The following is a 5,710-nucleotide window of genomic DNA, read 5'->3' on the forward strand; positions in this document are numbered from 1 at the left end:
TCCAGCCCAGGTACTGGTTGCCGTCGAGGGAGTGCCCGTGGCCGACCTGGGCGGTGTCCGGGTCCCGCGCGCGGGCTCGGTGGCCGGAGGTCGCGACGGCGACGGAGACCACCGCGCCCGCGAGCTGTCGGGATCTGGGCATGCGTAGGCGCATGGGGGCTCCAAGGTGGGGCTTGGGGATTTGAACGTTCAAACACTCATAAACGAACGTGATCGAACGCGGCGGTGACAGGAAACGCCACGGGCGCCCGCCCGTCAAGGCCTGGTGCCCGACGAACTCCGCGCCGATACCGGCTCGTTATCCGGCCCTGCACGCCTCTTGAGCCGGATCGGGGTGAGCCACTAGCCTGCGCCTGCTCCTGTTGAAATCTGAGAGCGAGTGGTGATTTCCGACACAACTCAACATATTTCAACAGGAATCGCTCTGGCCTCCACCCGACCCCCCACCCGCCCCCACCTAGGAGCACCCATGCGCCTGCGCCCGTGCCTGTGCACCTTCGGCGCCGCCGCCCTCGCCCTCGCGCTGACGGGCTGTTCGGCCGACCCGCCCGGCCCCGCGGCGCACGGACGGCTCACGATCACCTTCCTGCAGAAGCAGGGCGACCAGGGCTACTTCGTCGACGAGGCGGCCGGCGCCAAGGCCAAGGCCGCCGAACTCGGCGTCGACCTCACCGTCGTCAACCTCGGCAACGACGCGAACAAGACGGTCAGCGAGGTCCAGTCGGCCATCGCCCGCAAGAGCAACGGGCTGATCGTCGTCGTGCCGGACCCGGCCGTCGGCCCGCAGGTCGTGCAGACCGCCAAGGACGCCGGCGTCGCCCTGCTCACCTCCGACGACCAGATCTGCGCCACCGGCCCCGCGCCCGCCTCCTGCGGCAAGGGCGACCTCGTCGCCCGGGTCGGCTTCTCCGGCGAGCAGATGGGCGGCGAGGTCGGCAAGCGCGCCGCCGCCGAGTTCAAGAAGGCCGGCTGGAACCCCGCCGACACCCGGATCATCTCCGCCTGGAAGCAGGACGTCACCGTGTGCGGCGACCGCATCAAGGGCGCCAAGGCCGCCTTCGCCGCCGCCGGCGGGGCCGACGTCAAGAGCATCGACGTCGCCACCGACAACACCCCCACCGGCGCCCAGGACAAGACCGCCGCCACCCTCACCGCCAACCCCGGCGTCAAGCACTGGGTGGTCTGGGGCTGCAACGACGAGAACGTCCAGGGCTCCGTCACCGCCCTGCAGAACGCCGGCGTCAGCCCCGACGACATCGACGGCGTCGGCCTCGGCGCCTACCTCGCCTGCAAGGACTGGACCGGCGGCAAGCCCTCCGGCATGAAGGCCGCCCTGTTCATCAACGGCAAGGACGTCGGCGCGCTGGCCGTCCAGACCATGGTCGACAAGCTCAAGAACGGCAAGGACTTCCCCTCCGAGGCCTTCGCCCCGACCACCATGGTCGACGCCTCGACCTGGCAGAGCACCGGCATGACCTGCAGCTGACGCCCTTCTCCCGAAAACCCCCAGCACCTCCAGCGAGGCACGCATGACCGCACCCGAGTCCCCACCCGGCTCCGGGCCCTCCCCCAGGCCCGCCCAGGGCCTGGTCGCCGAGAACGTCGGCAAGACCTTCGGCAGCGTCCGGGCGCTGCACGGCGTCACCGTCGACTTCCCGCCCGGCCGGGTCACCGCCCTGATGGGCGAGAACGGCGCCGGCAAGTCGACCCTGCTGCGCATCCTGAGCGGCGACCACCGCCCCACCGAAGGGCGGGTCCTGCTCGACGGCGCGCCGCTCGACCTCTCCTCCCCCACCGACGCGCGCCGCGCGGGCATCCGGATCATCCCGCAGGAGCCGGAGATCATCCCGCACGTGTCGGTCGCCGAGAACGTCTACGCCGGCAGCCTCCCGCGCAAGTCGGGCCGCCGGCTCGACCGCGCCGAGCTGCGCCGTCGGATCACCGCCGACCTGGCCGAACTCGGCTTCGACCAGGTCCTCGACCCGGACCTCCTCGGCTCCGAACTCACCCCCGCGCAACGCCAGTTGGTCGAGATCATGCGCGCGCTCACCGGCTCCGTGCCGCCCCGGGCGATCGCCTTCGACGAGCCCACCTCCTCGCTCTCCGAGCACGAGGTGGAGGCCCTGTTCGCGCTGATCGGCCGGCTGCGCGACCGCGGCATCGCGGTGATCTACGTGTCGCACCGGATGAAGGAGATCTTCCGGCTCGCCGACCGGATCGCCGTCCTGCGCGACGGCGGCCTCACCGGCGTCCTGCCCGCCGACGGGACAAACGAGCGCGAGCTCGTGCGGCTCATGGTCGGCCGCGACCTCGCCGGCCTGTTCGTCCGCCAGGACGTCGCCACCGACCGGGTCGTGCTCGACGTGCGGGGCCTGAGCACCGACGACGTCCACGACGTCAGCCTCCGGGTGCGCGCCGGGGAAGTCGTCGCCCTCGCCGGGCTCATCGGCGCCGGCCGCTCCGAACTGGCCCTCGCCCTCGCCGGGGACGCACCGATCCGCTCCGGCGAGGTCCTCCTCGGCGGCACCGCGCTGCGCCTGCGCTCCCCCAAGGACGCGATCCGCGCGGGCCTCGGGCTCGCCCCCGAGGAGCGCAAGGCGCAGGCGCTCTTCCTGCACCGCACCATCCGCGACAACACCTCGCTGGTCAGCCTCGACCGGCTGCGCCGGCGGCGGTTCGTGCGGCGCGGCGCCGAGAAGCAGCTGGCCCAGGAGTACGCGGACCGGCTGCGGGTCCGCGCCCCCTCGATCGAGACCGAGGTCCGCACGCTCTCCGGCGGCAACCAGCAGAAGGTCGTGCTCGCCCGCTGGCTGGCCCGCCGCCCCGAGCTGCTGATCCTCGACGAGCCGACGCGCGGCGTCGACATCGGCGCCAAGGCGGAGATCTACCAGATCATCGCCGACCTCGCCCGCGACGGCGTCGCCGTCCTGGTGATCTCCTCCGAGCTGCCCGAGGTCCTCGGCCTGGCCGACCGGATCCTGGTCATGCAGAGCGGCCGGATCACCGGCGAGCTCGGCCGCGCCGAGGCCTCCGAGGAGGCGATCCTCGCCCTCGCCATGACGGAGGACCTCGGCCCCTCCGGCACCACCGACCCCACCACCGGAGTTGCCCGATGACCACCTCCTCCGCCACCGCCGACCAGCGGCCGCAGGTCCCCCCGGGGCCGACCCGGCCGAGCGGCGCGCGGGCCGTGCTCGGCGCCGTCGGTGGCCAGAACCTCATCCTGCTGCTGGCCCTGATCGCCGTGCTCGCGCTGTTCGGCTCGCTCGACCTCAACTACCTGGGCTGGCAGAACATCCAGGTGATCGCCGAGGCGGTGACGATCGCCGGGCTGCTCGCCGTTGTCCAGACCGTGGTGATCATCTGCGGCGGCCTGGACATCTCGGTCGGCTCCCAGGCGGGCCTCGCCTCGGTGGTCAGCGCGATGGTGTTCACGTCCACCGGTTCCAGCGCGCTGCTCGGCATCGGCACGGCCGTGCTGGCGGGCGCCGCCGTCGGGCTGCTCAACGGCGTCGTGATCATCTACGGCCGGGTCAACCCGACCATCGCCACCCTGGCCGGGCTCGCCGCCTACAAGGGCGTCGCCCAGCTGATCTCGGACGGCCGCGCCCAGGGCTACGTCCTCGGCGACCCGCTGTTCGTCTTCCTCAGCCGGGGCAAGATCGCCGGGCTGCCGACCATGGTGTGGATCCTCATCCTGGTCGCCGCCGCCGTCCACGTCCTGCTCACCTACACCGACATCGGCCGCAACATCTACGCCCTCGGCGGCAACCCCACCGCCGCCCGGCTGGCCGGCATCGACCTCAACAAGTACCTGCTCTCGGAGTACGCGCTCACCGGCATGGTCGCGGCCGTCGCCGGCGTCCTGCTCACCGCCCGCACCGGCTCGGGCCAGCCCACCTCCGGCAGCGAGGGCCTGGAGCTCCAGGCCATCACCGCGGCCGCGCTCGGCGGGTGCGCGCTCAAGGGCGGCAAGGGCGGCATCGCCGGGACGCTCCTGGCCGTCGCCCTGCTCGGCGCGCTGCAGAACGGGCTCTCCGTCCAGGGCATCAACTCCTTCTGGCAGAACGTCGCCCAGGGGCTCCTCCTCGTCGTAGCCGTCGTCATCCAGCAGCGGCGCGGGCGCGAACGGGCCGTCGGCCTGCCCGCCTGAGCCGGACTCCCCGCCCACCCCAAAGCGGCCGCCTCCGTCCCCCACCGGAGGCGGCCTCCGCACGCCGGGGTGCCGAGACCTGCGGCGATCGGCGGCCGGCATCCCTTAGGGTCGGCCAATGGCCAAGTACTTCGACGTTCACCCCGAGTCCCCCCAGCCGCGCACCATCGGCACCGTGGCCGACAGCCTCCGCGCCGGAGCCCTCATCGCGTACCCGACCGACTCCTGCTTCGCCCTGGGCTGCCGGCTGGACAACCGCGACGGGCTCGAACGGATCCGGACGATCCGGCGGCTCGACGAGCGCCACCACTTCACCCTGATGTGCGAGGACTTCGCGCAGCTGGGGCAGTTCGTCCAGCTCGACAACAACGTCTTCCGCGCCGTCAAGGCGGCGACGCCCGGCGGCTACACCTTCATCCTCCCGGCCACCAAGGAGGTGCCGCGCCGCCTGCTGCACCCGAAGAAGAAGACGGTGGGCGTGCGGATCCCCGACCACGTCGTCACCCGGGCCCTGCTCGCCGAGCTCGGCGAACCCCTGGTCTCCAGCACCCTGGTGCTCCCCGGCGAGGACGAGCCGATGACGCAGGGCTGGGAGATCAAGGAGCGGCTCGACCACGTGCTGGACGCCGTGGTGGACTCGGGCGACTGCGGCACGGAACCGACGACGGTCGTGGACTTCTCGAGCGGCGAGCCGGAGATCGTCCGGCGGGGGGCCGGGGACCCGAGCCGCTTCGAGTGAGCCCGCAGCGTCAGGAGGCGTGCTCCACGTACTCGATGACGACGCCGCCCGGGTGCCGGACGGTGGCGTTGCGGCCGGTCGGGACCTCGTTGGGGCCGGAGAGGAGCTCGCCGCCGTGGGCGGCGAGGAAGTCCGGCAGGCCGTCCAGGGTGTCGACGAGCACGGTGCTCTGGACGTCCCGGAAGGGCGCGAGGGCTTCGTCGGAGCCCGCGACGAGCAGGAAGCCGGCGATCCCGGCCACCTCCACCCCGGCGTACGGGAAGCGCAAGCCCACCTCCTGACCGGTGAGTGCGCGCAGGGCCGGCAGGGCGCGGTCCAGGTCGTCGACGTACAGGCGGGCCAGAGTGCTCAGTGCCTTCACGGCGGTCCCCCAACGGGTCGTATGGGTCATTTCGACATTCTCGAATTGTCGAACCGAGCCGTCATACTAGACCGCGCCCACCGCCGAGAGGAACCCCATGCGGACCCTGCCCCAGCCCCAGGCCGAGGACTTCGGCCTCGCCACCGTGCTGCACGCCCTCGGCGACCCGGTCCGGCTGGAGCTGGTCCGGCGGCTGGCCGCCGAGGGCGAGACCACGTGCGGCCCCGAGGGCCTCGACGTCCCGCGCTCGACCCTGTCGAACCACTGGCGCATCCTCCGCGAGGCCGGGGTCATCAGCGTCCGCACCAGCGGCAAGACCCGCCTCGTCACCCTTCGCAAGGAGGAGGTCGACGCGCGCTTCCCGCACCTCATGGACGCGGTGCTCGGCGACCACGGCTGACCCGGCGCCGCGCCGGCCGTCAGGCCGTCAGGCCGCCGCCCGCGCGGTACCGCCGGC

Annotated in this window: 6 protein-coding genes; 5 read left to right on the forward strand and 1 reads right to left on the reverse strand. The window is 72.5% G+C overall.

Features of this window, described 5'->3' with window-relative positions; all coding sequences use genetic code 11:
• The first annotated feature begins 469 nt into the window (after positions 1-469).
• From AB0O00_RS27690 to AB0O00_RS27705, 4 genes are all read left to right on the forward strand, one after another.
• Positions 470-1,486, forward strand: coding sequence for a substrate-binding domain-containing protein (locus AB0O00_RS27690; protein WP_363656243.1), 1,017 nt, complete (start codon positions 470-472; stop codon positions 1,484-1,486).
• A 43-nt stretch (positions 1,487-1,529) separates the two neighbouring features.
• Positions 1,530-3,116 carry a sugar ABC transporter ATP-binding protein gene (locus AB0O00_RS27695; RefSeq protein ID WP_363656245.1) on the forward strand — a complete coding sequence of 529 codons (1,587 nt, stop codon included), beginning with the start codon at positions 1,530-1,532 and terminating at the stop codon, positions 3,114-3,116.
• On the forward strand, positions 3,113-4,153 hold the full coding sequence (locus AB0O00_RS27700; RefSeq protein ID WP_363656247.1) for an ABC transporter permease: 1,041 nt from the start codon (positions 3,113-3,115) through the stop codon (positions 4,151-4,153). The genes AB0O00_RS27695 and AB0O00_RS27700 overlap by 4 nt, the downstream gene beginning before the upstream one ends.
• Before the next feature lie 118 nt (positions 4,154-4,271).
• Complete coding sequence (locus tag AB0O00_RS27705) at positions 4,272-4,892, forward strand: L-threonylcarbamoyladenylate synthase (protein ID WP_363656249.1); 621 nt, start codon at positions 4,272-4,274, stop codon at positions 4,890-4,892.
• A gap of 10 nt (positions 4,893-4,902) precedes the next feature.
• Here the strand turns inward: AB0O00_RS27705 and AB0O00_RS27710 are convergent, their stop codons facing one another.
• Positions 4,903-5,283: a hypothetical protein gene (locus AB0O00_RS27710; RefSeq protein WP_363656251.1), complete on the reverse strand. Its 381-nt coding sequence runs from the start codon at positions 5,281-5,283 to the stop codon at positions 4,903-4,905.
• 67 nt (positions 5,284-5,350) lie between these two features.
• Here AB0O00_RS27710 and AB0O00_RS27715 point away from each other — a divergent pair, with 67 nt between their 5' ends.
• On the forward strand, positions 5,351-5,653 hold the full coding sequence (locus AB0O00_RS27715; RefSeq protein WP_363656253.1) for a metalloregulator ArsR/SmtB family transcription factor: 303 nt from the start codon (positions 5,351-5,353) through the stop codon (positions 5,651-5,653).
• Positions 5,654-5,710 lie beyond the last annotated feature (57 nt).

Source organism: Kitasatospora sp. NPDC093558, assembly GCF_040683475.1.
Classification (GTDB): Bacteria; Actinomycetota; Actinomycetes; order Streptomycetales; family Streptomycetaceae; genus Kitasatospora.